Origin of the sequence: Bizionia saleffrena (assembly GCF_008086175.1) — a bacterium.
Lineage (GTDB): Bacteria > Bacteroidota > Bacteroidia > Flavobacteriales > Flavobacteriaceae > Bizionia > Bizionia saleffrena.
Genome location: NZ_VSKM01000007.1, coordinates 1 through 26,657, shown reverse-complemented (window position 1 = coordinate 26,657; position 26,657 = coordinate 1). Strand labels below are relative to the sequence as shown.

The window sequence follows — 26,657 nt, the reverse complement described above, 5'->3', positions numbered from 1 at the left end:
TATAATTAATCTTTTAAAACGGTATTCATTTGTGCCGAGGCAATAATGTCATCGTGTAAAGTAGTAGTTATAGAAACCATTGATAGCATTTCAGCCTCGTAAGTTATATAAACTTCACTTATTATGGTGTCATTTACTTGTGGTACATTTAAAATGGAAGCCGATTTAATAGCGGCAATCATTCCTTCTTTTACATTTTTATTTTTAGATTTAAACTTGTAACCGGTATGCAAAGCTGCTGTTTGCGCCATATGTTCTAGTAGGCCGGTTTCAGATAATCTATTGTTTTCAATAAAAATATTCTCTTTTAAAATAGTTAATGTTGCACGTGCCATTCGGCCTTCAAAATGCAGTAAACCATCCACCATTATCATAGGTTCACGATGCGGAATAAGTTGTTTTATTACGTCTATATTCGAAATGGGTAATATAAAATCGTGGTCTTTCATCTTATTTAACGTCATCCCAGAAATCGTAAAAGTTAAACCATTGCAACGGATATTTCTTAATAACCTTTTCTAAATTAGTCGTGTATTTTTTAAGTAAATCTTTAGCGTCTTGTGCTTTAACGTCGACATGGCTGGCATATAAATGGTAATGCTTTTTAGGTTCTCGTAAAACGTAAACAAATAAAACAGGCACTTTTAAACGACTCGCTAAATGAAAAGGGCCCATAGGGAATTTTGCTGTTTTACCAAGCAATTCCTCTTCCATATATTTGTTGTTTTGCAAATAACGATCGCCTGAAATACAAATAATTCTATTTTGAGCTAAAGCCGCATTAATTTCGAAAACATGCGACATATCTTCTTTTACAATAATGAATTTTATCTCATTTTTTTTCAGGAATTGATCGAGATAATCTTTTATTTCCTGATGGTCTTGATCGGTAATAACAATGCTTATGGATTGATCTGCTAAACGCTCTCTAAAAAAAAACTGCGCCAATTCGAAATTACCAATATGCGCACTAATAAGAATACCTCCTTTTTTTTGCGCTAAAACCTCTTCAATACGATGTTCGCCATCAAACTCGTAAGTATAATTTTCTCGTAGTCCCGCAGAAATAGCTACTTTATCTATTAAGGTTTGTCCGAAAACAAAATACGTTTTGTAAATACTTAGCGAGCTTTTAAGCCAAGAATACTGTAATCTTTTATTGAAGTAATACTGTAAACCGCGAACATTCTTTCTGGAAAATAAGCAAAAATAAGGTACCGGTAAATGCATTAATACATAAGCAGCATTAATACCAAAGTTTTTTATAAAAAAGATAAATACTTTAAAACCCAAAACGGTTCCTCTTGATTTACCATCCCATTTTGTTGCCATTATTTAAAAATTAAAAATCTTATTTTAGTAAATACCGCCGTTAATGCTTATGGTTTCGCCGGTAATATAGGATGCTTTTTCGGAAGCTAAAAATGAAACCAAATGTGCAACTTCCTCTGGAGCACCAAAACGATGCGCTGGAATACTTTTTTTAAGTTCTTTTTCGTCTAAAGCGCTCGTCATATCTGTTCTAATAAAACCCGGTGCGACTGCATTTACTGTTATTTTTTTCTTTGCAACCTCTTGCGCCAAAGCTTTGGTAGCAGCAATTATTGCCCCTTTCGCGGCTGAATAATTTGTTTGTCCCGGTGTGCCTTTTAAACCAGAAACGGAAACCATATTAATAATACGTCCAAATTTATTAAGAAGCATCTCTTGTATAAGATTGTGTGTAACGTTGTAGAAGCCGTTAACCGAGGTGTTTATGACTTGAGACCAATCGTTAGGCGATAACCACAAAAATAAATTGTCTTTTGTAATACCTGCGTTGTTGACTAACACCTCAATAACTGAGTTTTCGTTGACGATTTTCCATTCGTTTAATGCCGTTTTTACAGCAGCGTAGTTCGTAACATCAAATGGTAAAAGAGTCGCTTTTCCTCCTAAGGCTTCAATAGCATTTAAAGTCTCTAAAGCGGCCTCTTTATTTGTTTTGTAATTTATTAAAATATGGTACTCTGTATCTTTTGCCAACTGTAAGCAAATGGCTTTACCTATACCACGGGATCCTCCTGTTACTAAAGCGTATTTCATTTTTTTAAAGTAATCTTAGGGTTTCATTATAAATTTTTTGACCGCATTTACATAGGGATACATAATAGGGTCTTTTGTAAAGGCAGGTACTAATTTACGTATTTGACTATATATCGTTTTTGTTTTTGAAGACACATCGTTTTGTATATTTAAATAGTCTATGGCTTGTACAATGGTCATTAACTCTATTGCGACCACTTCGAAACCGTTTTCTATAACTTTTTTTGTCGTTAATGCGGCATTTGTTCCCATACTCACAATATCTTGATTGTCGTTATTGTTAGGAATACTGTGCACGTACATAGGGTTCGAAAGCATCTGATTTTCTGCAGTTGTTGAGGTTGCTGTAAATTGTACACCTTGCATTCCGAAATTTAAACCTAATTTTCCAAGGTTTACAAAGGCTGGAAGTTTATTGTTTAACTGCGGATTTAATAGGTAGTTTAATTGGCGTTCTGCGAGCATACTCATTTTTGTCACGACAATTTTAAGCTTATCCATTTCTAAAGCGACATAATCACCGTGGAAATTGCCGCCGTGATATACACTTCTACTTTTTACGTCTGTAATGGGGTTGTCGTTAGCCGAATTCACCTCTTGCGTTAATACCGATTCTACAGTATTCAGAGTGTCTAAAACAGGTCCCAAAATTTGCGGTACGCAGCGTAACGAATAATATTCTTGAACCTTATCGGTAAACACATCGTCTTCGGTGTGGTGTTCTTTATATAAATGATGTTCTCTTTTACGTGTTAATTTGCTGTCGGATAAATGAGAACGCATCATTTCTGCAATAGCGCGCTGTCCTTTATGTCTTTTAGATTGGTTTAATTCTAATGATAAATGATCATCGTAAGCTTCAACAATTTCATTTATTGCCGATGAGCAGACTACCATCCATTGTAAAAGTGTTTTAGTATTAATTGTATTTAGCATCCCGATGCCCGTCATTACCGAGGTGCCATTCATTAAAGCTAAACCTTCTCGCAATTCTATTTGCATTGGTTTTAGACCTTCAGCTTTAAAAACGGTTGCAGTGTCTTGTCGTATCCCTTTATAAAACACTTCTCCTTCCCCAATTAAAACTAATGCTAAATGTGCCAATTGCACTAAATCCCCACTAGCACCAACGCCGCCGTGTTCGAAAATAAGAGGCGTGATGTCTTTATTTATTAAACTAGACATTAATTCTATAGCCGATCTATGAACGCCAGAATACCCTAGCGATAACGTTTTTAAACGCGCTAGCATACTTGCTTTTACATAGGCTTCAGGAATGATATTTCCAGTTCCCGAAGCGTGACTTCGTATTAAATTATATTGAAGTTCAATGCGATCAGAATCGGCAATTTTATACTGAGCCATAGGCCCAAAACCCGTGTTTACGCCATAAATCACTTTGTTCTCTGAAAACTCTTTAAGAAAGTTGAAGCTTTGCTCTACGGTGGTATAAACCGATGCGTCTATTTCAATGTTTTTACAATCAAAAATAACGGCTTTAAAGTCTTCAATAGTTAAGTTTCCCTTTAATGTGAGCATTTCTTTTGTTAAGAATGTTAATTATAATGTCATAACCAATCGCAAAGTAGTTATTTTTGGACGTAAATTTATAATAATTAATTATTCTATACTAAATAGCGATGGACGATATTAATATCGATGTTTTAATAATAGGAGCTGGACCTTCGGGTAGCGTCGCGGCAGCTTACCTTTTTAACCAAGGGATATCTATAAAAGTCATTGAAAAAAGTAAGTTTCCAAGATTTGTAATTGGGGAAAGCTTAATTCCACGTTGTATGGATCATTTTGATGAAGTTGGCCTGCTAGACGTTATAAAACAAGGTGATTTTGAAGTGAAAACTGGTGCGCGGTTTATTAAAGGTGACGCTGTATGTGAGTTCGATTTCAAAGAGAAGTTTACAGAAGGTTGGAATTGGACATGGCAATTACCGAGAGCCGATTTCGATAAACTTTTAACCGATGAGTTGACGCGAAAAGGGGTGAATATAGCTTTCGAAAATGAAGTCATTGATGTCATTTTTAATACCGACGGAAGCTCTAAAACAACAGTAATAAGCAAAGATGGAGAAGAGTCTTCTATTTATGCAAAGTATATTATAGATTCTAGTGGTTATGGTCGTGTATTGCCACGATTATTAGATTTAGAGAAGCCATCAAGCTTAGCAAAACACGCCTCTATATTCACCCACGTTAACGATAGTAATAGGCCGGAAGGTAAGGAAGGCACTTTAATTACATTCGATATTATTAATACCGAGTCTTGGTTTTGGGTGATTCCTTTTTCTAATGGCGTAACGAGTATTGGATTTGTGGGCCCTATCGATTTTATAGAATCCTTTAAAGGAAGTACTACGGAGCGTATTCGTGAGATGCTTAAATTATCAAAACATTATTCTGAAAGATTTGAAGATGTGCCATTACTTTTCGAACCCAAAGAAATTAAAAATTATTCTAAAGCCGTAAAGCAATTATATGGTAAGGGTTATGCACTAACTGGTAATAGCGCGGAGTTTTTAGATCCTGTTTTTTCTTCGGGCGTGACTTTCGCTACAGAATCGGCGTTGTTGGCTTCAAAACTTATTGTAAAAGAATTAAATAATGAGTCGGTAAATTGGGAAACTGAATACTCGGATTATATTAAATATGGTGTTTCTGTATTTTCAACGTATGTGAAAGAATGGTATACTGGTAATTTGCAAACCTTATTTTTTCATCAGCCAGAAAATAAAGCGAATAAAGAGCAGATTTGTGCTGTTTTAGCTGGGTATGTTTGGGATAAAAGTAATCCTTTCGTAAGTAAACACGACCGTTTGGTAAAGTCTTTAGCCTATTTAATTGATATGGAGAAATCGAACGATTCTAAGTCGACATAGAGATTAGCTTTTTATAAATGCGATGCTTTTAGACACGACAGTTTGTAAAGCTTCAGGAAGTGCTTGTTGCTCCCAAGGGTGTTTTGCTCCAAATACGTGATCGCTATTGTGTAGGGGTACAAGTTCACTATTTGTATTCCATTTGTGTAATTGTCGGGCTTCTTTAAAGGCTACTGAGGGATCGTTTTCTGCATGGATAATAAGATGCGGGATACTAAGTGCTTTTTCGGCCGTTTCTATATTTAAACGTTCTTTATTGTCTAAAAAATCATTATAAAACTGAATATTATGGGGCATGTTCTGATGTGTTCTTCCGTTTAGAACATATTTCACACCGTCTTTTTTCCATTGTTCTAAATTGCCAATTGTAGAACTGCGCGTGCTAAAATCGCTAACACTCGCCCACGTAATAAGTTTGGTGATTTTAGTGTTTTCTGCGGCTTTTAGAATGGCTATTCCACCACCACGAGAATGACCGATAACAGTGATATTATTTAAGTCTATTTCTTTAGAATACGGAGTATCGGTTTGAGTGAAATACGATAAAATCGCTTCTAAATCGTCTAATTCCTTTGTGTAATTATTTTCTGCAAACGCGTTTAAATCGGGGAAGTCAATAGGGTTTTCTGTCGTGCCACCATTATGAGAAAAATTGAACTTAACAAAAAATAAATTAGCAGTCATAAATTGTTCCGCAACACGATTCCAAGCACCCCAATCTTTAAAGCCTTTGTAGCCGTGGCAGAAAATAACTAACGGTTTTTTCGTGTTTGGTGTTTTGTTAAACGTGTCGTAAACAATAGGTTTCTGATTGTTTCTATCTAATACCTGGTTTTTTTTAATCATAACTACACTTCTTTTTCAATAAATGGAATCTCTGGATTACAAATCTCAATAATAAGTTTCTTTAGTTCTTTTTCGAAATGGTTTAGCGTGTCTTGTGTAATTAAAGAGTCTTTTGTTTTGGCATAAGGAGACTCTTTTACTCCAAATTTCATAACGCCTGAACTCAAATTTTTAAATGAAATGATACCGGCTTCAACAGGAAAGTTTAAGGGTTTTTGCGCGTGTATCATATACGCATATGTCAATATTTGAAAACTTTTGCTGTATTTTTTATAATCGGTGGTAATGTCTTCCCAATCGAGAATACTCACTTCCCCAGGGGTTACTTTTCCTGTTTTATAATCGATTATTCTCGTTACGCCATTATATTCGTCCACACGATCTACAGTACCGCGAAGTGCTACTTTAAAGCCCAGTTCTGGAATATCGATTGGGATATCACTTTTCTGCTCTAAGGCGATAATTTTTATGGTATTGCCTTGTTTTAAATCTTTTATTTCGATGTTTAAGAAATTTAGCACATAACGTTTTGCAATTTCGAATATGATGAGGTTTTTACCTTTGGTTAAATCGCCATCTTTGTATTGCTTTTTAAAGAAATGTGTAATTAAATCTTCAATTTTAGACTTCATTTCTTTAATATTGTCCACCGTTAAAAGTACATTTATAAACGGTTCGTAGAGCGCCTCCAATGTATCGTGAACAACGGTTCCTAAGGTGTTCGCTGCCACTGTTTCTTCGACATCCTCAAGATCTTTAATACCTAATAGTTTTTGATAGTAGAAGGCTAAGGGATTTCTCATATAACTGGTTAGCGAAGATGGCGAAAACCCGTTTTTAGCGACCTCTTTAAGCTTTACAATGGCGCTATCTGTCTTTAACACCTCTTTTAGACTAATATCTAAAGTCGGCACTTGCGGTACCACTATATGATGTTTAATCTGGTGAATATTCTCTAGTTGCAGCTGGTTGATGAATCTGCTTTTTTCACCACCAGTCAAAGCATCAGGTTCTGTATTATAGAGTATATAAATATTTTTTGCTCGTTGTAATAATCTGTAAAAGTGATACGTGTAAACGGCATCCTTTTCTTTATAGGTTGGTAAGTTGTTCTCAATTTTTACGTCGAATGGAATAAACGAATTATTGCTTTTTCCCGAGGGTAGTATCCCTTCGTTTACCGACGTTAAAATTACGGTTTCAAAATCTAAAACACGAGATTCTAACATTCCCATAACTTGTAAACCTTGTAACGGTTCTCCTTTAAAATCTAGCGTTTCAGAACTTAGTAATTCATTATAAATGCTATATAACGCCGAAATATCTTTGATATGGTTATAGCTTTCATTTAAGCGGTACAATTCGTTAAACAAGGTGTTAAAGCGGAATAGGTGCTCTAAGGATAATAGATTATTACTTTTATTTTCTGAAAGATGTTCTTTTATTGTCGTAATAATATTAAAACAATTAGAAATGGCTTGTTGCGAATTGTTTTGCCAATTAGAAAATAGAAGTGTAGTTAGTGGGTTAGAACTGTATGTTTTTAAATCTTCGAGTGAGAGATAAACAAGATTATTGATTTTAATAGCTTCAATAATTTTTGAAGCCTCGTTATTGTCATCGTTTTCGAAAAGTGGTTTTATAAACTGATGCGATAATACGCTAATAACATCTTTATAATAAAAGGTTTGCTGCCCTTTTTTATGAATGGTAAAAAGCAGTTCGAATAGTGAGGCCAAAGGAATGGATTGTAACGGAAATCCCATCGTAATATTGAGAGCATCGATCTTTTTAGGTATGGAATTAAGAATTGGGATAAGTAAATTTTCATCTCCTAAAACCACGGCTGTACTTTTTAGTTCGGGATTTTCAATTATAATCGTATCTAAAATTGCCCCTACTGTTTTAGCCTGCCCTATGTTTTTAGGTACGCCATACAACGTTATGTTGTTCTCTTTTTTATAGTTTTCAGTGACCCAATTAAAAGGGTGGGATTTAAAGTACGGCCAATTCTTTTTGTGTTTCCTGGTGAATAAGGCAGCATCATGAATAGGGTTTTCTAAGAAGGAAGTATCGATATCCCAGAAAATTTCTGCCATTGTACTATCTAGTAGCTTTTGTATAATGGTTTCCTCGGCAGTGTTCAGCGCGTTAAATCCTAAAAATATATGTGATTTGTTTGGGTTAGCGGCACAGTACGCGTCAATATTATTGGCAGCTTCTCTGTATACCAAACCTTGGTATCCCGATTTCCTTGCCATTAAGGACGTATTGAAGTGGTTGTAATATACTTTTAGTTTATCCCAGAACTTAAGATAGTTACTTACAAACTCTGTTTTTTCTGGTTCTAGTGACCAATGGTCTAATTTCTTTATGGCGCTTAGATAATCGAATATCTCTTTTTGAGGAATAAGATAGCGATCAATTTCATTAAAATCTTGAAGTAGTATTTGCGCCCATTTAGAGAAGGACTCAAAGGCTTCTCTCTCTCTTCTCGGTGTGAGTTCTAAGTAGCTATTATAGAACTCGAATAAGAGCTCTGTATTGGTTATAGTTTTTAGTTCTGCAAGTTCTTCTACGAACTCTTCGATACTAATAATTTTAGGGGAAAATATAGTTTTTTCTACCAGTGTAGAAAGTTCTTGTCTTAAAAATACACCAGCTCTTTTGCTAGGTAATATAAAGGTGAGATTTGAGAAATCTGCATCTCTATTATTTAAGTCATTTAACACATCAAAAATAAAACTTTTCATTGTATAAAAATAAAAAACGCTTCGGATAACCGAAGCGTTTTTTTTAAAACTTATTGAGAATGTAAGATAAACTTATTTTACAAGTTTAATATCTGTACGTCTGTTGTTTGCTCTACCACTTCTTGTAGCGTTAGAATCTATAGGAGCAACTTCACCGAAACCTTTTGCTGTTAATCTTTTAGCAGCAATTCCGTTAGCGATTAAGTAATCTCTTACTGAGTTAGCTCTTCTTTCAGATAATATCTGGTTTGAAGATTTAGCGCCAACACTATCAGTGTGACCTTCTAAAGAGAAAGAAGCATCTGGATATTCTTTTAATATCGCTGTGATGTTTTGCAACACTTCGAAAGATTGTTTTTGGAAGTTAGATTTTCCTGTGTTAAATAAAATAGTTCTTGAGTAGCTATTTAATTTATCCATAACTTCTTGAGTAGGTAATACTACTTCAGGACAACCGTTATTAGCAACAGTACCAGCTTCGTTAGGACATTTGTCATCTTTATCAGCAACACCGTCACCGTCAGCATCTGGCCAAGGACATCCGTCGTTTGCAACAGCACCTGCTTCGTTAGGACATTTGTCATCTTTGTCAGCAACACCATCACCGTCAGCATCAGGACATCCGTTTAAAGATTTAAGACCTTTTACTTCTGGACAATCATCTTCACTGTCAATTACACCGTCGCCGTCAGTATCAGGACAACCGTTTAACTCAGCTAAACCAGCTTCGTTAGGACACGCATCTTTACTGTCTTCAATTCCATCACCATCAGTATCAGGACAACCGTTGAAAGCTTCTAATCCAAAAACTTCTGGACAAGCGTCGTCTTTGTCGTAGATTCCGTCACCATCACTATCTGTTCCACCAAACTTAACAGTAAAACCTGCAGAGTGTTGGAAATGTTTAGTTAAGTAATCTTCGAAAGAATGTTTGTATTTAGACTCTACAAAGAAACCTAAATTTTCAGTAAACCAATACGTTAAACCTAAAGACCCATTTAATGTTCCTGCACCGATAGCTTCTTTACCACCTGCGTTATTGTCATTGTATTTTCCTTCTTCGATCCAAGTGTAACCACCACCGATTCCGATAGCTGGCTCCAATCTTTTGCTGTTTAATAAATCAGCGAAGTTATATTTTACATTTCCGTCCACAGCGTAGTAAGATAAGTCATTTACATGAACATCAACATCACCTGCGTTAGTTTCAAATTGTCCCCAGTTAGTGATCTTGTTGATAGATCCACCAGCTTGAACTGTAAAGTTATTACCTACATAATTAGAAACAGAAACTGTTGATAAAGAAGGTAAAATACTCCAGTGGCCTGATGCATTGAAGAATTCGTCGAAGTAATCTCCTTGTGGAGCGTCTTCTCCAACTGGATAAACGTCTACAGCGTTTATACCAAAACTGATAGCCCAAGGATTGTTTTCGTCTTGTGCATTTACATTAGAAAAGCTTACTAAAAGCATCAGTGTAAATAATAATCTGCTAAGATTTTTCATATTCAAAAAATTTTAATTTTAAGTGTTAATTAAGAAGCGAAAATAAGTTGTTATATATTATTAACAAAGACAAATATATAAAAATATTGTTTAAAGCAACTATTTATTGATTTATAATGAATGGTTCTAAATAAGTTCTAATGTTTTTCCAACTTTAATAAAGGCAGTGAGTGCTTTATCTAAATGTTCTTTAGTATGCGCAGCCGATAGTTGTACTCTTATTCTTGCTTTATCTTTTGGTACAACGGGGAAGAAAAAGCCAATAACATAAATACCTTCTTCTAAAAGTTTGTTTGCCATTGTTTGAGCTAATTTAGCATCGTAAAGCATAACGGGTACAATTGCCGAGTCGCCATCGATAATATCGAAACCAGCGTCCTTTAATCCTTTCTTTAAATAAGTTGTATTCCATTTAAGTTGCTCTAATAAACTAGTATCGTTAGCTAGCATATCGAATACTTTTATAGAGGCGCCTACAATTGCCGGGGCCAAGGAGTTCGAAAATAAGTACGGTCTAGAACGTTGTCTTAATAATTCAATAACTTCTTTTTTAGCGGTTGTATAACCTCCCATAGCACCACCCATAGCTTTGCCAAGTGTTCCTGTAATAATGTCGATACGTCCTAAAACACCTTTTTCTTCAAGGGTTCCAATACCTGTATCGCCAATAAACCCTGTGGCGTGGCATTCGTCGATCATTACTAAAGCATCGTACTTATCTGCTAAATCGCAAATCTTATCTAATGGCGCTACAATACCGTCCATAGAAAATACACCATCGGTAACGATGATTTTAAACCGTGCTCCGTTTTCGTTGGCTGCAATAAGTTGCTTTTCTAAATCTTCCATATTGCTGTTTTCGTAGCGATATCGTGCTGCTTTACATAAACGAACACCGTCTATAATGGAAGCGTGATTTAAAGAATCTGAAATAATAGCATCTTCTTTTCCTAAAAGCGGTTCGAAAACACCTCCGTTAGCATCGAAAGCAGCGGCGTACAAAATAGTGTCTTCGGTACCGTAGAAATCGGCTATTTTTTGTTCTAATGTTTTATGAATGTCTTGAGTACCACAAATAAAACGCACTGAAGACATACCAAATCCGTGCGTATCCATAGTATCTTTGGCGGCTTGGATAACGTCGGGATGTGAGGACAAGCCCAAATAATTGTTAGCACAAAAATTTAATACGTTTTCTCCTGTATTTAAAGTGATTTCTGCACCTTGAGGAGATGTAATAATACGTTCCGTTTTAAAAAGACCATTATCTTTAATCTCTTTAATTTCGTTTTGCAAATGTTGTTGAATTTTACCGTACATGTCTTTTAGATATTTTTACAAATTTAATAATGTTTTTGCGTTAGTGGTAGTAACGACATCCTTTTTTTTAGCGCCTTTTGCGTTAAAAAAAGATATAGTGAATGACACGCCTATAAATTATTTTTTGGTAATTTATAGGAACGCCATAATTTTAACTGTAAACCTGATATTTTAATAGGTTTTAATTGAAATACTTTCGTTTATATAAACTAATATTTTCTTTGTTACTTTGAACTGCATCTCTTCTAAAACATCTTGGTAGTCTTGCAACTGGTGCTGATGTTTTGGATTAAACAACCCTGTTTTATAATCTATTATTACAACCTCGTTATTTGTATTAATAACCAAACGATCGGGACGCACGAGTTTACCCGTTTTGGTGATAATATCGCGTTCGTTATAAATGGTGTGCGTTGTGCTAAAGTAAGACTTTAATTCTGGATGGTTTATAATGCTGTCTATCGTGTTTTTTAATTCTTGCGATTGCAATGCGTTAATAGTGCCGGAGGTTAAAAATTGGTGCATTACGTTTTCTATATCGATTTCGGAGTCAATTTGAGCCATTATATCGTGCACTAAATTCCCTTTTTCTATCGCGTCTTGCTGTTTGGTGTCCCACATATACCCCGCGTTGGTAACAATGTTAATGTTGTGGTCTTCTTTGGCGGTAGATATAAACTCCGGTTGTTGTATTGTATTATTCTCTTTTAGCTTTGGTATATGTTCTCGCGTGGGGCTCCCAAAACTGTAGGAGAGCTGGTTGTCTTGCCATTCGCTAATGTTTAATAAATAGTTGATGAGTAATCCTGAATACGATTTCTCGTTAATTTCGCCCTTTTTACTAATATCTTTTTTAGCAATAATATACAGTTGTTCTACGGCACGGGTAAGTGTAACGTATAATAGATTGATGTTATCGAGTTCTAATTCGGCTTGGTGTTTTTCGTGAATTCGCAAACCTTCGTCCCCGTAAAACTCGAAATCTTTATTATAGTTTAATAAAGTGTATTCGAAATTATTGAAGTGCTCCGGCTCTAATTTAAACCACTCTTTAGGGTCGACTTCACCATAGACGTTTTGTTGCGCATAAGGAAAAATAACCACCGGAAACTCTAGTCCTTTAGATACGTGAATGGTCATAATCTGCACGGCATCTTGATTCTCTGGAGATACAATACTCAGTTTGTCTTTTTTGTTTTCGAAATAGTCTAAGAAGCCTGAGATATCCGAGATGTTTTTTTGCGTGTATTCTAAAACAATATCTAAATAAAACTGAATGTAAGCATTCGAAACAGCAGCTAATTTAAAGGTTCGCACAATAGATTCTGCAACATCAAAAAGCCCTAACTGGATTATTTGTTTGGGATCTGCAATAATACCGAAATATTCAAAGCTCTTAAAGAACTCGTTTATAGGTAATTTAATATGGTGTTTGTAGTATTCGTGCTTATCGTTAATATTATATTTATGAGCAATAAAATCGAGAATAGTAATACGCGCCTCGTCGTTATTGGGATTGGTAAGCAGCGTTAAAACACTATTAGCAACTTGGACTTCTGGCGAATTATTAATCAACATCGTTTGTGACGAGGTTATTTTTATACCGTTAGCACTTAAATATTGAGCAATAGCAACGCCTTCGTCTTTTTTTCTGACAATGATACAGATCTCTTTTAAGGTAAACCCGTTTTCTAAACAGCTGGTAATTGTATTTAAAACGTACTCTGGGTATAACTCGTTTTTATCATCGCCGTCTTCAAAATCTATAAAGTCAATATTAACGTAGCCTTTCTCTTTTTTGATGCTATCTTGGTGGGCAATTTCGTAGAGATTAGCGTAGTTTAAATGACTAAAAGCGTGCGCCGATAAGTATTTAAAAAAACCATTATTAAACGTAATAATATTTTGGTAACTGCGGTAATTTGCCGGTAGATTTTCTAGTTTTTGGGCCACTTGAAAAGGTTTACTCGTGGCATTAAACAAGTCTATAAACTGCTCGGCTTTTCCGCCGCGCCATCTGTAAATGGCTTGTTTCGCATCGCCAACCAACATTGCAGTGCCTTGCTCGCCTTTTAAATTTTGGCCAGATAACGTATTATCTATTAAGGGCACGAGATTGCTCCATTGCATTTCGGAAGTGTCTTGAAACTCGTCTATAAAATAATAGCGGAATTTTTCGCCCATGCGTTCGTAAATAAAGGGCGTGGGTTGATTTTTTAATTCGTCACTAATTATAGCATTGAATTCTGAAATCAACATTTTATTCTGCTCCGTTTTTATCGCGTTTAGTTCGTTATTAATGGCATTTAAAACCGATAGCGGTGTGCTGTTTTTATAAAAAGAGTTTAGGAATTTTAAATTATAGACTTCCTTTTTTATCTCGCCGTATAATTCTCCAATTCTTGGTAGTAAACTATCGATGCTATCTTTTTTATCGGCAGCTAACGTTTTAGTGTAAATTTTTACACCTTCAGCAATGTTGCTCTGTAATTGATTATCGTAAAGTCCGTTTAAGTTTAAAGCTTTCGCTTTTATAAAATGGTTGGGCAACGTGCCACGAGAAAAATCTTTAGTGTCTAAATTATTATGCGCAATGCTATCTAAAACAGAGCCGGCTTTGCTTTGTATGTTGTTTTCGGCGGTGGCGATGGCGTGTATTAAATCGGTTTTAAGTTTGCTGAAATCTGCTAAGGTTTTTCCTTCCAGTGTTTTTACGTATTTTAAATCGTTTTCGTTAATTAATAACTTCGCAATGGTATTAAAATCGCGAGCAACATCCCAGCTTTTATCGTCGTCTGCTTTTTCAAGAGCAAAATCAATGAGTACTTTGGTAAGGGCTTTATCGGTTCCGGCTTTAGAGATTAAGCGGTCTACGGCTTCGTTTAGTAAGGTTTCGGAGTCTAAATCGACTTCAAAATTTAAGGGTAATTTTAAATCGTGAGCAAACGTTCTAATCAAGCGATGATTAAATCCGTCAATCGTAGAAATATCAAACGCCGCATAATTATGCATTATGGTATTCAATATTTTTTTTGATTTAAGATGAAGTACCTCCGGTTCTATATTTAATTCTTCAGAAATAAGTGAAAAAATGGTTGAAGGTTCGCTGATAATTAAAGGATCAGAGAACTCTTTTAGAGTATCGACAATACGTTCTTTCATTTCGGCAACCGCTTTGTTAGTAAACGTAATGGCCAATATATGTTTAAACTGATCTTTAGTCGCAGACGCAAAAAGGATTTTAAGATATTCTTTTACGAGTGTAAAGGTTTTACCGCTTCCGGCCGAAGCATTATATACCGTAAAAGGCTGTAGAGTACTCATGCAGTTTTTTGTTACAAGATAAAAACAATAATCATTTTATAAGCTCAAGACCTTCTGTTTTTACCGTAAAATGAAAGGATTTTAATTTACGGGTGTTAAAGTATTATTAAAACAAAGGGATAGGGGTGTTTAAATTTTTTATTGAAGTGTTAAATTGTTAAATTTACTTTTAAGGATTATTAACCAAAAAACATACAATTATGGCTTTCGAATTACCGAAATTAAAATACGCATACGACGCTTTAGAACCAAACATAGACGCGCGTACAATGGAAATACACCACTCTAAACACCATGGAGGATATACTTCTAAATTAAATTCTGCAATTGTAGGCACAGATTTAGAAGGGAAAACAATAGAAAATATTCTATCTAATTTAGATATGGACAATAAAGCAGTACGAAATAATGGTGGAGGTTTTTATAACCACTCTTTATTTTGGGAGGTTATGAATCCAGAAGGTAGAGGACGTTTGTCTGGAGAATTAAAAGAAGCTATTGAAGCTGCTTTTGGATCTTTTGATGCGTTTAAAGATGAATTTAGTAAAGCTGCTGCTACTCAGTTTGGTTCTGGTTGGGCTTGGCTTTGTGTACATAAAGGCGGAAAAGTTGAAGTGTGCTCAACACCAAATCAAGACAATCCATTAATGCCAGACGTTAGCTGTGGCGGAACTCCTATTTTAGGATTGGATGTATGGGAACACGCTTACTATTTAAACTACCAAAATAGAAGACCAGATTATATTGAAGCATTTTTTAATGTAATTAACTGGAATGAAGTAGAGAAACGCTTCGCAAACGCTAAATAAGCAGTTTGAATTCTAGCCTGAATAGGCGACATAAAAAAAGCAGACTTTAAATTTAAAGTCTGCTTTTTTTATGTCGTTTTTTTAAATAAAAAAGGTGAACGAGAGTTCACCTTTTTTGCCCCAAATCTACCATGAACTTAACCTACTTATGTTATGGTAAGTTCAAATATAATAAATGTTTTATCTTTTTTATCTTTTTTTAGTTTAAGGGTTAATATATCCGATAAAATGCAAAGCGCTATAAATCAGTTATATCGTGTTGTAAAAATAGCGTAAGATATTTAATACGCTCTTTCCTTATTGCCTTCATAAAAATTAATAAACGCTCTGTTTACTACTCTGTTTCCTCCTGGTGTAGGGTAATCTCCTGTAAAGTACCAATCACCTAAATGATCTGGACAAGCAATATGAAGATTTTCTACGGGTTGAAAAATAATATCAATTTCAGCTTTAACAGTATCATCGCTTAAGAGCACGGATATTTTAGCTGAAATTTCTTCGGGTGTAAAAGAATCGTAAATATCCTTAACAAAGTTTTTAATCTCTGTATCTTTTAGCTCTACTTGTTGTAAACATTTTTCGTAAACGTCTTTAACAATATGCCATTTATTATTATCTTTTAAAAGTTCTAAAGCAGCGTTAAAGGCGACTAAACTCTCCAAGTTAGCCATATCTATACCGTAGCAATCTGGATAACGTATTTGTGGCGCAGACGACACAACAACTATCTTTTTAGGATGTAGTCTGTCCATCATTTTAATAATACTTTTTTTAAGCGTCGTTCCGCGTACAATACTATCGTCTATAATTACAAGATTGTCGGTGGGTTTAATAACGCCATAAGTAACATCGTAAACGTGTGCTACTAAATCATCGCGACTACTGTCTTCTGTAATAAACGTTCTTAGTTTAGCATCTTTTATGGCTATTTTTTCTATACGTGGTCTTTCTGATAAGATATCGGTTACCGCTTGCGCGCTTAAACCGCCATTTCCAGCTAAAATAGCTTTTGTTTTTTTCTTGTTTAAATGCTCTTCAACCGATTCTATCATTCCAAAAAATGAGGTTTCAGCCGTGTTTGGAATAAACGAAAATACTGTGTTTTTGGTATCATCATCAATAGCCTCTAAAACTTTCGGCATTAATAGTTTTCCTAATTTTTTTCGTTCTTGATATATTTCTGCATCACTACCTCTAGAGAAATAGATACGCTCGAAAGAACACGATTTGCGTTCTAAGGGTTCTAATATTTTTTTAATAGATACTTTACCAGATTTCTCGGTAATAATAGCGTGCCCAGGGGGTAATTCTTTAACATCGTCAAACTCTACATTAAATGCTGTTTGAATTACAGGACGCTCTGAAGCGGTTACAACAACCTCGTCGTCTTTATAATAATACACTGGTCGGATTCCTGCTGGATCTCTTAGTACAAAAGAGTCACCATGTCCTAATAATCCTGCAATAGCATAACCACCATCCCAGTTTTTAGCAGCTCGTTTTAATATTTTAGCCACATTTAAACGGTCCGCAATTAAAGGGGAACATTCTACTTTCTTGTAGCCTTCTTTTTTTAGTTTTTTATAAATTTTATCTACAGAATCGTCTAAGAAATGTCCGATTTTTTCCATAATAGTTATGGTATCGGTATACTCTTTAGGATGCTGACCTAAGTCGATAAGGTTTTGAAACAATTCTTTAACATTCGTCATATTAAAGTTTCCGGCAAGAATAAGGTTTCTGTGCATCCAGTTGTTTTGTCTTAAAAACGGATGTACACTTTCTACACTATTTTTACCAAAGGTACCGTAACGCACGTGCCCTAGAAACAACTCGCCAATGTATGGTATGTTTCTTTTTTGTAACGCAACATCGTCATTATATTCTGGATGTGTTGTAAGCTCTGTATTAATACGGTCGTTAATTTGAGCAAAAATATCCTGTATAGGTTGCTGCTCTATAGAGCGCACGCGACTTATATAGCGTTCTCCAGGTTTAGTATCTAATTTTATACTTGCAAAACCAGCACCATCTTGACCACGATTGTGTTGTTTTTCCATTAATAGATACATTTTATTTACGCCGTAAAATGCAGTCCCATATTTTTCTTTATAGAATTCTAATGGTTTTAAAAGTCTAACCATTGCAATACCGCATTCGTGTTTTAAAGCATCACTCATTGTGTAGTTGTTGTAGTAGTTGTTTATTAAGTTTTACTTCCTGTGTTACGGGAAATTAAAAAACGCGCTCCTTTTAAGAGCGCGTTAGTTTATGTTAATTTAATTTCAAATTGTGTTAAGTCTTTAAACTGTAGCAGTCTTTCGTGTATTTCTTTATCGGTTAGATTTTCCATACGTTCTGTACCAAATTTTTCGACGCAGAAGGAGGCTAACGTCGAGCCATAAATGACCGCATTTTTCATGTTTTCGAAAGAAATATCTTCGGTTTTTGCTAAATAGCCAGCAAAACCACCAGCGAAAGTGTCTCCAGCTCCCGTTGGGTCGAAAACAGCTTCTAAGGGTAGCGCAGGGGCGTAAAACACATCGTCTTTATGAAACAATAATGCGCCGTGTTCTCCTTTTTTAATAACCACGTATTGAGGGCCCATTTCGTGAATCTTTCTTGCGGCTACAACTAGAGAATATTCTCCTGTTAGTTGTCGTGCTTCTTCATCGTTAATAGTGATAACATCTACATTTTTAATGACAGACAATAAATCCTCTAAAGCAATATCCATCCAGAAATTCATAGTATCTAAAATGGCAAGCTTGGGCTTTTTATTCATTTGGTCTAAAACACCTTGTTGTACTAAAGGATGTAAGTTACCTAGCATCACTATTTCAGCATCTTTATACGCTTCGGGTACAACAGGTTTAAAGTGCTCTAAAACATTTAGCTCTGTAACTAAAGTGTCTCTAGAGTTCATATCGTTGTGGTATTTTCCACTCCAAAAGAATGTTTTACCATCTTTTACAGTTTCAATTCCAGAAAGATCAAGGTTTTTGCTCTCTAACAAATCTAAGTGCTCTTTAGGGAAATCGCCACCAATAACAGAAACTAAAGTGGCATCTATATTAAAATTGGAAGCCGATAAGCCAATGTAAGTGGCAGCACCACCAAGAATTTTGTCTGTTTTACCAAAAGGAGTTTCAATAGCATCAAAAGCGACTGTTCCTACTACAACTAATTTACTCATAAATTGTATTCTATATTTTTTGCAAAGTTACGTCTTTTTTTTTCTTACTGAAACAATGGATTTTAAAAGACTATTTTGCCAAAACTATTTTCTGCCAAAATCTGCAGGGATTTCACCCCAGGCCTTTGTTTCCCATTTTACTATGGTGGTATTATAGTCGTTATTTTTTAACCAAATTACAGCACGATCTACTAAATCGTAAACAGGCTTGTTTTTGCTGGTACGTTCTAGCTTACTATTGCAGGTTTTTTTACGTACCCAACTCATAGCCGTTTTCGAATCTGTATATAGAATGCGATCACTATTATGCTTTTTAAGAAAGCTTAAGCCGTGTACAAGTGCTAAAAACTCCCCTATATTATTGGTGCCTTGAGCAAAAGGCCCTTGTATAAATAATTGTTTTTTCGATTTGGTGTCGACGCCACGATATTCCATAATACCTGGGTTTCCACTCGATGCCGCATCCACAGCAATGGAGTTGTAATTGGGCAGGCCGATTTTTTTAAGATCAAGTCCGGACAACTCACTTTTAAACGATTTACTTTTTCCTATATAATCGAAATAATTACCTTCTAATGCTTTTTCTGCAGCAGCACGAGTCGGGAAGGATTTATATTGAGCGCCTTCAAAATTTTTAATGTGTTTTTTACACACATTCCAAGAGTCAAAAACACCTGTTTTGTGACCTTTCCAAATGGTGTAGTATTTTTTTTTCTTTGTACTCATTTGTAGTTTAGAGCCTCTCAGAAAAGAGAGAAAGCGTTAGTTGGTTTAAAAAAAAATAATTATAGTTTTTTGGAGCCAATAAAAGTAAATACAGGGCACTAAAATATTTAAAGGACGTGTTATTTTTCTGAAGTTAAAAGTTTTTCTACAACTAAAGGAAAGTGTTTCATTTCTAAATTGTGGATTTTTTCAGCAACATCATTCGCCGAATCTGTCGTTTTTACTTCGCATTTTGCCTGAAAAATGATCGCTCCATCGTCATAATTCTCGTTTACGTGATGAATTGTGATGCCAGTTTCAATTTCTTTGTTCTTTACAACCGCCTCATGAACGTGTTTTCCAAACATCCCTTTTCCGCCATATTTTGGGAGTAAAGCAGGGTGGATATTAATCACTTTATCGGGGAATTCTGCGATGATATTTTCTGGGAATTTCCATAAAAAACCAGCGAGTACAATTAGGTCTGGTTGCGATGCTTTTAAAATATTAAGGACGTCTTCGGTTTCAGTAAAAGCAATTTTATTAAAAGATAAAGCGCTAATTTTCAATTTTTTACAGCGTTCTAAAACTTTGGCACAAGGATTGTTCGTAAGCACTTGAATAACAGAAGCATTATCGCTGTTGTGAAAAAAAGTGATCAAATTTTCAGCATTAGTTCCGCCCCCGGAAGCAAAAATTACAATACGTTTCATTTACAGATATAATGTTTAAATTGTGACCACAAAAAAAAGAATAATTATTAACAATTATAGGGTAAATATCAAATAGTTAAAGTTTATTTATTAAATTACCACCACATTTTCGAAAGAAAGATGTGTTTTAAAATAAAGTTTTTTATTTTTGCCTCTTAATTAAAACTAAAAAAATTAAAATTATGTCAGACATTGCATCAAGAGTAAAAGCGATCATCGTAGACAAATTAGGTGTTGATGAAAACGAAGTTGTAACTGAAGCGAGCTTCACAAACGATTTAGGAGCAGATTCATTAGACACTGTAGAACTAATAATGGAATTCGAAAAAGAATTTGATATTCAAATTCCAGACGATCAAGCAGAAAACATTGCAACAGTTGGTCAAGCAGTATCGTATATTGAAGCTGCAAAATAAGCATTAGAAATTTATGGAATTAAAGCGAGTTGTAGTAACGGGGTTAGGAGCATTAACGCCGATAGGGAATACCAAAGATGAATTTTGGGACGCTTTATTAACTGGTAAAAGTGGTGCTGCACCAATAACCTATTTTGATACTGAAAAGTTCAAGACGAAATTCGCTTGTGAATTAAAAAACTTCAAAGCGACCGATTTTCTTGATAGAAAAGAGGCTCGTAAAATGGACAGGTTTACGCAGTACGCAATGGTCGCATCTGATGAGGCTATTGCGGACTCTAAACTAGATTTAGAAACCGTAAACAAACTGCGAGTTGGAGTGATTTGGGGAGCAGGAATTGGAGGCTTAGAAACGTTTCAGAACGAAATGTTGAACTTCTCTGAAGGCGATGGAACACCAAGATTTAATCCGTTCTTTATTCCTAAAATGATTGCAGACATTGCACCGGGTAACATATCTATTAAAAATGGATTTATGGGGCCTAATTACACAACAGTTTCGGCCTGTGCCTCTTCTGCAAATGCTATGATTGATGCCTTAAACTATATTCGTTTAGGACAGTGCGACGTTATAGTAACTGGAGGAAGTGAAGCCGCAGTAACTATTGCAGGAATGGGTGGGTTTAATGCAATGCATGCTTTATCAACTAGAAATGACAGTCCTGAAACGGCATCGAGACCTTTTGATGCGACACGAGATGGATTTGTTTTGGGAGAAGGAGCAGGAGCAATAATTCTTGAAGAGTACGAACATGCTAAAGCTAGAGGGGCTACTATTTATGCCGAAGTTTTAGGTGGTGGTATGTCTTCAGACGCTTATCACATGACCGCACCACACCCAGAAGGAATTGGTGTTATCGCTGTGATGAAAAATTGTCTAGAAAACGCAGGTTTAGAACCTGAAGCAGTAGACCACATTAACACGCACGGTACATCTACACCATTGGGAGATGTTGCAGAATTAAAAGCAATTACCGAAGTGTTTGGTGCGCACGCTAAAAACATAAATATTAACTCTACAAAGTCTATGACAGGGCACTTGTTAGGAGCCGCTGGAGCTATAGAAGCTATTGCCTCTATATTATCTATTAAGCACGGTATTGTGCCTCCTACAATTAACCACACGACGGTAGACGAGAATATAAACCCAGAATTAAACCTAACCTTAAACACACCTCAAAAAAGAGACGTTAAAGTCGCAATGAGCAATACCTTCGGGTTTGGTGGGCACAATGCTTGCGTACTGTTTAAAAAATTAGATTAAATTCTCAATGAAAAGTATTCGTAACATATTCAATTCCCGTTCTAAAGACAACGGGATTTTTTTTACGACAATTTCAAAAATAATAGGATTTAAACCTAAAACCCTAGAGTATTACCAAACCGCATTTACGCACCGCTCTATGAACCTTAAAAACAATAAGGGGCATACGGTAAATTACGAGCGTTTAGAGTTTTTAGGAGACGCTATGTTGGGGTCTGTAATTGCACATCATCTGTATACAGAGGTTCCAAGTGGAGACGAAGGTTATTTAACCAAGATGCGCTCTAAAATTGTAAGTCGGGAGCACTTAAACGAAATCGGAAAAGAATTAAAACTGATAAAGTTAGTCGAAAGTAAAATACCTAAAGGTCAATTCGGTGACAATATCCACGGTAACTTATTCGAGTCTATTGTAGGCGCTATTTTATTGGATCGTGGTTATTTGTATTGTGAAAAGTTTATTTACGATAAAGTGATTGATCCTTTTGTAGACATCGAAAAACTCGAAGGTAAAGTAATTAGTTACAAAAGTCTGCTTATAGAATGGTGTCAGAAAGAGAAGAAAACCTTTAATTACAATGTCTACGAAGATACTGGTAATGATGAGGTTAAACATTTTTCTGTAAAATTATCTATAGACGATAAAGTCATAGCAAAAGCACGCGCGACGTCGAAAAAGAAAGCCGAAGAAAAAGCTTCAAAACGAGCCTTTTTTGTTTTTCAGGAAGCCATTACAAATGCATTACACGAGTAATGTTGTAGTCTATTCCGGTGTATCTATTTATAAAAACATATTGTTTACTACCGTTTAAGTTTAACGATAAGATTACATATATTAATAGGGTCTAAAAGCTAATAACATTATATTTACGCTGCAAAATAGTGTAAACAAATGGCCAATAAAAAATTAGTTTTAGATGATTTTTTCGATGACGAAGAATTTACACTTATAGGTATTCATTCCAGTTTAGAAGACTTCCGGTTGGCTTATCTAATCAATAAACATCTTCAATCACACCTGTATAGAAAGCCGTACGATATAAAAAGTGATAATTTGGCGGCGCATTATTCCATTTTTGAATGGGAGGATCAAGAGCAACTTAGGGTGTGGAATTTAGTATCTAACACGTGTAAGGTTGAAATACAACAACAACCTGATACTAGAGACTCTCTATTTGGCACAAGTAAAACTACCAAAACGTATCATTTACTGCCCGAATTTAAGCGTGTTAATTATGTCTTAAAAATAGAAAGCGAACTGCCCGAACAAGCACAAAAGCTTATATTAAACACAATTCAAGATATCAAGCAAGTCGTGATGGCTCATTTTATTGATGCCGATCTACTTAAATCAAAAGAAAATTTAATATTTAACTAATGTTGAAAAGAAAAAAGACGAAAATTGTTGCCACTTTAGGTCCAGCGACAAGCAATAAAACGGTGCTAAAGGCAATGTTAGATGCCGGAGCAAATGTATTTAGAATAAACTTTTCGCATGCAGATTACGAAGACGTAAAAGAACGCGTTAAAATGATTCGGGAGTTAAACGATGAGTTTGGCTATAACGCTTCTATTTTGGGAGATCTACAAGGCCCAAAACTGCGTGTAGGTATTATGAAAGGTGAAGTATTTGTAAATCCGGGAGACGAAATAGTTTTTGCTACAGGAAAGAAATTTGTAGGCACTAAAAAACGTGTGTATATGACCTACGATAAGTTTCCCCAAGATGCAAACCCAGGAGAACGTGTTCTTTTAGACGACGGTAAACTCATTTTTGAGGTCGTGTCTACAAACGGCGTGGACGAAGTGCTAACCAAAGTAATTCAAGGAGGACCATTGCGTTCTCGTAAAGGTGTAAACTTGCCAAATACAAATATTTCTCAGCCCGCATTAACAGAAAAAGATATTGAAGACGCCATTTTTGCGTGCGAATTGGAAGTCGATTGGATGGCCTTATCTTTCGTGCGTCACGCCGAAGATTTAATGTTACTGCAAGAGTTAATCAAAAAGCACAGCGCTCATAAAATACCTATTATAGCTAAAATCGAAAAACCGGAAGCGGTAGAAAATATAGATAAAATTGTGGCCTATTGCGACGGGTTAATGGTTGCAAGAGGTGATTTAGGAGTTGAAATTCCAGCGGAAGAAGTCCCGTTAATTCAAAAGAAACTGGTGCGTAAGGCAAAAAGTGCTAGAATTCCAGTAATTATTGCCACACAAATGATGGAAACAATGATTACTAGCTTAACGCCAACCCGTGCTGAAGTTAACGATGTTGCCAACTCTGTAATGGATGGCGCCGATGCCGTAATGTTATCTGGCGAAACCAGCGTTGGTCAATACCCAGTGGAGGTTATTCAGCAAATGACCAATATAATCACCAGTGTCGAAGACTCAGATTTAATTAAAGTGCCGCAATCGCCACCACACATACGTACTAAGCGATTCATTACAAAATCCATCTGTTATCACGCGGCTTTAATGGCGAACGATATCAATGCAAAAGCGATTACAACCCTTACAAACAGTGGGTATACGGCGTTTCAAATTTCTGCATGGAGACCAAGTGCGCACATATTGGTGTTTACGTCCAACAAGCGTATTTTAACACAATTAAGCTTGCTTTGGGGTGTTAAAGCGTTCCATTACGAAAAATTTGTAAGCACCGACGAAACAATCGAAGACGTTAATAATTTTGCCTTAGACCAAGGCTTTGTTAGCAAAGGCGATATGTTGGTAAGTCTAGCGGCAATGCCAATTCAAGATAAGGGAATGGTAAATACGTTGCGTGTTTCCGAAATTTAGGAGTATTAGGGCGTTTCCATTTTAATACTTAAACTGGACCGCGCTATACACTATATCTTTTGCAGAAAAAGCAAAAGGATGCCGTTACTATCGCTAACGCAAATCAATTAAAACCCGAATTTAAGCTGTACACTTACCGTTTTAGATTCGGGTTCTTTTTTAGTTTTTTCTGTGTTTAAATTAGATAATGAAATACCTAATAAACGCACCGAATTATCTAATTTTTCTTGATATAAAAGTTCCTTCGCGGTTTCTAAAAGTAAGTGCTTATCGCTGATAAAATAAGGCAGTGTTTTACTGCGCGTATGTAGAGAGAAATCACTGTATTTAATCTTAAGCGTAATTGTTTTTCCAGCCACTTTATTCGCTTTTAAACGCTTAGAAACTTCCTCAGCAATATGTTCTAATTTTTCAAGCATAAATATTTCTGACGATAAATTAGTGCTAAAAGTGCGTTCTGCAGCTAAACTTTTTCGTGTTCTATTTGGCTTTACTTCGCTATTATGAATACCGCGAACTACATAGTAGTAATAGCGTCCCGATTTACCAAAATGAGAGTGTAAAAACTCTAGGCTTTTTGTTTTTAAATCCGTGCCAGTAAAAATGCCTTTTTGGTACATTTTTTCGGCAGTAACTTTTCCAATACCATAAAATTTACGGATATCTAAAGTTTCCAAAAAGTCTAAAACTTCCTCTGGATTAACCGTTTTTTGTCCGTTAGGTTTATTATAATCACTAGCCACTTTGGCAATAAATTTATTAATGGAAATCCCAGCCGATGCTGTTAAGCCCACGTCATTTAAAATGCGGGCTCTAATCTCTTCAGCAATAAGAGACGCGCTTGGATTTCCTTTTTTATTCTCGGTAACATCCAAATAGGCCTCATCTAAAGATAGTGGCTCTACTAAATCAGTATACTCATAAAAGATTTTGCGTACTTGAGAGGAGATCTCTTTATAGCGATCGAAGCGTGGTGGAACAAATATGAGATGGGGACAATTACGTTTAGCCATTACACCACTCATCGCACTGCGAACGCCATACTTTCTAGCTTCATAATTGGCTGCCGCAACTACACCTCGTGTACCGCTACCGCCAACCGCCAATGGTTTACCGCGTAGTTCAGGATTATCCATCTGCTCGACAGAGGCATAAAAGGCGTCCATATCGACATGAATAATTTTTCTGAGTGGTAAGGCTTCGGCCATAATTAAATATTAAAACTCAAAAATACTATATCTTTGGTTCAAATACGAAAAGTGCGCTTATTTAGAAGAGTATTTATCACCTTTTAAAGGCTAAAATGATATTATAATGATAGAAATAGAACGTAAATTTTTAGTTAATTCTTTAGCTTATAAGGCCGAAGCGTTTAAGGAAACACAAATTATTCAAGGGTTTCTAAACACCCATAAAGAGCGAACGGTGCGTGTTAGGTTAAAAGGCGATGTCGGCTTTATTACAGTTAAAGGAACGTCTTCAAGCAATGGATTATCGCGTTTTGAATGGGAGAAAGAAATTTCTAAACCGGATGCCGAGTCTCTTTTACAGTTATGTGAGGACGGCGTGATTAGTAAAGTAAGATACGAGGTAAACGTGGGTAACCATATCTACGAAATTGACGAGTTTTCTGGTGCTAATTCAGGATTGGTAATTGCCGAAGTTGAATTAAATTCAGAAACAGAATCCTTTACAAAACCGGAGTGGTTAGGAGCGGAAGTGACAGGAGATATAAAATATTACAATTCGCAATTAAGTAATCATCCGTTTTGTAATTGGTAGCGTTTTGATTTTTATAACTATATAGGTTTTGCAGTACTTAATAATAAAAAAGCCACATCAATTAAGATGTGGCTTTTTGGTTTTTTGATTTTATTGTTGGTTAAAGTAGTACTTAATTACTGTTAGGTCCACCACTTTTAATAGTGAATTGAGAACGTCTGTTTTGTTGATGTTGCGCTTCAGTACAGTTTGTACCGCACTGCACTGCAGGCTCACTTTCTCCTTTGCCTTCTCCTGTT

At 35.6% G+C, this 26,657-nt stretch carries 22 protein-coding genes; 8 read left to right on the top strand and 14 right to left on the bottom strand.

From position 1 onward, the window contains the following. Window positions 1–5: 5 nt before the first annotated feature. From ES676_RS07890 to ES676_RS07875, 4 genes are read right to left on the bottom strand one after another with little or no spacing between them, the layout of a single operon-like run. Window positions 6–449, bottom strand: a complete 444-nt coding sequence (locus tag ES676_RS07890; RefSeq protein ID WP_148369780.1) for a hypothetical protein — start codon at window positions 447–449, stop codon at window positions 6–8. Window position 450: 1 nt separating this feature from the next. After that, the gene (locus tag ES676_RS07885; protein WP_148369779.1) at window positions 451–1,332 is read right to left on the bottom strand and encodes an LpxL/LpxP family acyltransferase; all 882 of its coding nucleotides are present in this window, start codon (window positions 1,330–1,332) and stop codon (window positions 451–453) included. Between the two features lie 24 nt (window positions 1,333–1,356). After that, the gene (gene fabG, locus ES676_RS07880) at window positions 1,357–2,085 is read right to left on the bottom strand and encodes a 3-oxoacyl-ACP reductase FabG (RefSeq protein WP_148369778.1); all 729 of its coding nucleotides are present in this window, start codon (window positions 2,083–2,085) and stop codon (window positions 1,357–1,359) included. A gap of 15 nt (window positions 2,086–2,100) precedes the next feature. Further along, complete coding sequence (locus ES676_RS07875; protein ID WP_148369777.1) at window positions 2,101–3,624, bottom strand: HAL/PAL/TAL family ammonia-lyase; 1,524 nt, start codon at window positions 3,622–3,624, stop codon at window positions 2,101–2,103. Window positions 3,625–3,725: 101 nt separating this feature from the next. On the opposite strand from ES676_RS07875, the gene ES676_RS07870 reads away from it, so the two are divergent. Beyond that, window positions 3,726–4,979: an NAD(P)/FAD-dependent oxidoreductase gene (locus ES676_RS07870; protein ID WP_148369776.1), complete on the top strand. Its 1,254-nt coding sequence runs from the start codon at window positions 3,726–3,728 to the stop codon at window positions 4,977–4,979. 3 nt (window positions 4,980–4,982) lie between these two features. Here ES676_RS07870 and ES676_RS07865 read toward each other — a convergent pair whose 3' ends face one another. From ES676_RS07865 to ES676_RS07845, 5 genes are all read right to left on the bottom strand, one after another. After that, window positions 4,983–5,825 carry an alpha/beta hydrolase family protein gene (locus ES676_RS07865; RefSeq protein ID WP_148369775.1) on the bottom strand — a complete coding sequence of 281 codons (843 nt, stop codon included), beginning with the start codon at window positions 5,823–5,825 and terminating at the stop codon, window positions 4,983–4,985. A 2-nt stretch (window positions 5,826–5,827) separates the two neighbouring features. Further along, entirely contained in the window at window positions 5,828–8,578 is a 2,751-nt protein-coding gene (locus ES676_RS07860; protein ID WP_148369774.1) for a PD-(D/E)XK nuclease family protein, read from the bottom strand. Between the two features lie 72 nt (window positions 8,579–8,650). Continuing rightward, window positions 8,651–10,084, bottom strand: a complete 1,434-nt coding sequence (locus tag ES676_RS07855) for an OmpA family protein (RefSeq protein WP_148369773.1) — start codon at window positions 10,082–10,084, stop codon at window positions 8,651–8,653. A gap of 126 nt (window positions 10,085–10,210) precedes the next feature. Continuing rightward, the gene (kbl, locus tag ES676_RS07850; RefSeq protein WP_148369772.1) at window positions 10,211–11,404 is read right to left on the bottom strand and encodes a glycine C-acetyltransferase; all 1,194 of its coding nucleotides are present in this window, start codon (window positions 11,402–11,404) and stop codon (window positions 10,211–10,213) included. Between the two features lie 171 nt (window positions 11,405–11,575). After that, on the bottom strand, window positions 11,576–14,728 hold the full coding sequence (locus tag ES676_RS07845) for a UvrD-helicase domain-containing protein (protein ID WP_148369771.1): 3,153 nt from the start codon (window positions 14,726–14,728) through the stop codon (window positions 11,576–11,578). Between the two features lie 200 nt (window positions 14,729–14,928). Between ES676_RS07845 and ES676_RS07840 the strand changes: the two genes are divergently transcribed. Beyond that, on the top strand, window positions 14,929–15,537 hold the full coding sequence (locus ES676_RS07840; protein WP_148369770.1) for a superoxide dismutase: 609 nt from the start codon (window positions 14,929–14,931) through the stop codon (window positions 15,535–15,537). Between the two features lie 281 nt (window positions 15,538–15,818). Here the strand turns inward: ES676_RS07840 and ES676_RS07835 are convergent, their stop codons facing one another. From ES676_RS07835 to purN, 4 genes are all read right to left on the bottom strand, one after another. Then, complete coding sequence (locus ES676_RS07835) at window positions 15,819–17,717, bottom strand: amidophosphoribosyltransferase (RefSeq protein WP_148369769.1); 1,899 nt, start codon at window positions 17,715–17,717, stop codon at window positions 15,819–15,821. 89 nt (window positions 17,718–17,806) lie between these two features. Then, the gene (locus tag ES676_RS07830; protein WP_148369768.1) at window positions 17,807–18,733 is read right to left on the bottom strand and encodes a PfkB family carbohydrate kinase; all 927 of its coding nucleotides are present in this window, start codon (window positions 18,731–18,733) and stop codon (window positions 17,807–17,809) included. A gap of 84 nt (window positions 18,734–18,817) precedes the next feature. After that, complete coding sequence (locus ES676_RS07825; protein WP_148369767.1) at window positions 18,818–19,459, bottom strand: ribonuclease H1 domain-containing protein; 642 nt, start codon at window positions 19,457–19,459, stop codon at window positions 18,818–18,820. A gap of 119 nt (window positions 19,460–19,578) precedes the next feature. Continuing rightward, the gene (gene purN, locus ES676_RS07820; protein WP_148369766.1) at window positions 19,579–20,151 is read right to left on the bottom strand and encodes a phosphoribosylglycinamide formyltransferase; all 573 of its coding nucleotides are present in this window, start codon (window positions 20,149–20,151) and stop codon (window positions 19,579–19,581) included. A 182-nt stretch (window positions 20,152–20,333) separates the two neighbouring features. Between purN and ES676_RS07815 the strand changes: the two genes are divergently transcribed. The 5 genes from ES676_RS07815 to pyk all read left to right on the top strand — a co-directional run bounded on the left by ES676_RS07815 (window position 20,334) and on the right by pyk (window position 24,636). Then, window positions 20,334–20,567: an acyl carrier protein gene (locus ES676_RS07815; protein WP_013869581.1), complete on the top strand. Its 234-nt coding sequence runs from the start codon at window positions 20,334–20,336 to the stop codon at window positions 20,565–20,567. Between the two features lie 13 nt (window positions 20,568–20,580). Continuing rightward, on the top strand, window positions 20,581–21,831 hold the full coding sequence (fabF, locus tag ES676_RS07810; protein WP_148369765.1) for a beta-ketoacyl-ACP synthase II: 1,251 nt from the start codon (window positions 20,581–20,583) through the stop codon (window positions 21,829–21,831). A 7-nt stretch (window positions 21,832–21,838) separates the two neighbouring features. Continuing rightward, window positions 21,839–22,585, top strand: a complete 747-nt coding sequence (gene rnc / locus ES676_RS07805; RefSeq protein ID WP_148369764.1) for a ribonuclease III — start codon at window positions 21,839–21,841, stop codon at window positions 22,583–22,585. Between the two features lie 138 nt (window positions 22,586–22,723). After that, window positions 22,724–23,209, top strand: coding sequence for an IPExxxVDY family protein (locus ES676_RS07800; RefSeq protein ID WP_148369763.1), 486 nt, complete (start codon window positions 22,724–22,726; stop codon window positions 23,207–23,209). Then, on the top strand, window positions 23,209–24,636 hold the full coding sequence (gene pyk, locus ES676_RS07795; RefSeq protein WP_148369762.1) for a pyruvate kinase: 1,428 nt from the start codon (window positions 23,209–23,211) through the stop codon (window positions 24,634–24,636). The genes ES676_RS07800 and pyk overlap by 1 nt, the downstream gene beginning before the upstream one ends. A 107-nt stretch (window positions 24,637–24,743) precedes the next feature. Here pyk and dinB read toward each other — a convergent pair whose 3' ends face one another. After that, window positions 24,744–25,844, bottom strand: a complete 1,101-nt coding sequence (gene dinB, locus ES676_RS07790; RefSeq protein ID WP_148369761.1) for a DNA polymerase IV — start codon at window positions 25,842–25,844, stop codon at window positions 24,744–24,746. Between the two features lie 106 nt (window positions 25,845–25,950). Between dinB and ES676_RS07785 the strand changes: the two genes are divergently transcribed. Beyond that, window positions 25,951–26,418 carry a CYTH domain-containing protein gene (locus tag ES676_RS07785; RefSeq protein WP_148369760.1) on the top strand — a complete coding sequence of 156 codons (468 nt, stop codon included), beginning with the start codon at window positions 25,951–25,953 and terminating at the stop codon, window positions 26,416–26,418. Window positions 26,419–26,657 lie beyond the last annotated feature (239 nt).

Bases quoted from the DNA above. Each gene is read 5' to 3' on its own strand.
- ES676_RS07890 (WP_148369780.1), bottom strand. From the start codon at position 449: ATGAAAGACCACGATTTTATATTACCCATTTCGAATATAGACGTAATA.
- ES676_RS07785 (WP_148369760.1), top strand. From the start codon at position 25,951: ATGATAGAAATAGAACGTAAATTTTTAGTTAATTCTTTAGCTTATAAG.
- ES676_RS07830 (WP_148369768.1), bottom strand. From the start codon at position 18,733: ATGAGTAAATTAGTTGTAGTAGGAACAGTCGCTTTTGATGCTATTGAA.
- ES676_RS07840 (WP_148369770.1), top strand. From the start codon at position 14,929: ATGGCTTTCGAATTACCGAAATTAAAATACGCATACGACGCTTTAGAA.
- ES676_RS07855 (WP_148369773.1), bottom strand. From the start codon at position 10,084: ATGAAAAATCTTAGCAGATTATTATTTACACTGATGCTTTTAGTAAGC.
- ES676_RS07860 (WP_148369774.1), bottom strand. From the start codon at position 8,578: ATGAAAAGTTTTATTTTTGATGTGTTAAATGACTTAAATAATAGAGAT.
- fabF (WP_148369765.1), top strand. From the start codon at position 20,581: ATGGAATTAAAGCGAGTTGTAGTAACGGGGTTAGGAGCATTAACGCCG.
- ES676_RS07875 (WP_148369777.1), bottom strand. From the start codon at position 3,624: ATGCTCACATTAAAGGGAAACTTAACTATTGAAGACTTTAAAGCCGTT.
- ES676_RS07800 (WP_148369763.1), top strand. From the start codon at position 22,724: ATGGCCAATAAAAAATTAGTTTTAGATGATTTTTTCGATGACGAAGAA.
- ES676_RS07885 (WP_148369779.1), bottom strand. From the start codon at position 1,332: ATGGCAACAAAATGGGATGGTAAATCAAGAGGAACCGTTTTGGGTTTT.
- ES676_RS07835 (WP_148369769.1), bottom strand. From the start codon at position 17,717: ATGAGTGATGCTTTAAAACACGAATGCGGTATTGCAATGGTTAGACTT.
- ES676_RS07865 (WP_148369775.1), bottom strand. From the start codon at position 5,825: ATGATTAAAAAAAACCAGGTATTAGATAGAAACAATCAGAAACCTATT.
- ES676_RS07845 (WP_148369771.1), bottom strand. From the start codon at position 14,728: ATGAGTACTCTACAGCCTTTTACGGTATATAATGCTTCGGCCGGAAGC.
- ES676_RS07815 (WP_013869581.1), top strand. From the start codon at position 20,334: ATGTCAGACATTGCATCAAGAGTAAAAGCGATCATCGTAGACAAATTA.
- kbl (WP_148369772.1), bottom strand. From the start codon at position 11,404: ATGTACGGTAAAATTCAACAACATTTGCAAAACGAAATTAAAGAGATT.
- rnc (WP_148369764.1), top strand. From the start codon at position 21,839: ATGAAAAGTATTCGTAACATATTCAATTCCCGTTCTAAAGACAACGGG.
- dinB (WP_148369761.1), bottom strand. From the start codon at position 25,844: ATGGCCGAAGCCTTACCACTCAGAAAAATTATTCATGTCGATATGGAC.
- purN (WP_148369766.1), bottom strand. From the start codon at position 20,151: ATGAAACGTATTGTAATTTTTGCTTCCGGGGGCGGAACTAATGCTGAA.
- fabG (WP_148369778.1), bottom strand. From the start codon at position 2,085: ATGAAATACGCTTTAGTAACAGGAGGATCCCGTGGTATAGGTAAAGCC.
- ES676_RS07825 (WP_148369767.1), bottom strand. From the start codon at position 19,459: ATGAGTACAAAGAAAAAAAAATACTACACCATTTGGAAAGGTCACAAA.
- ES676_RS07870 (WP_148369776.1), top strand. From the start codon at position 3,726: ATGGACGATATTAATATCGATGTTTTAATAATAGGAGCTGGACCTTCG.
- pyk (WP_148369762.1), top strand. From the start codon at position 23,209: ATGTTGAAAAGAAAAAAGACGAAAATTGTTGCCACTTTAGGTCCAGCG.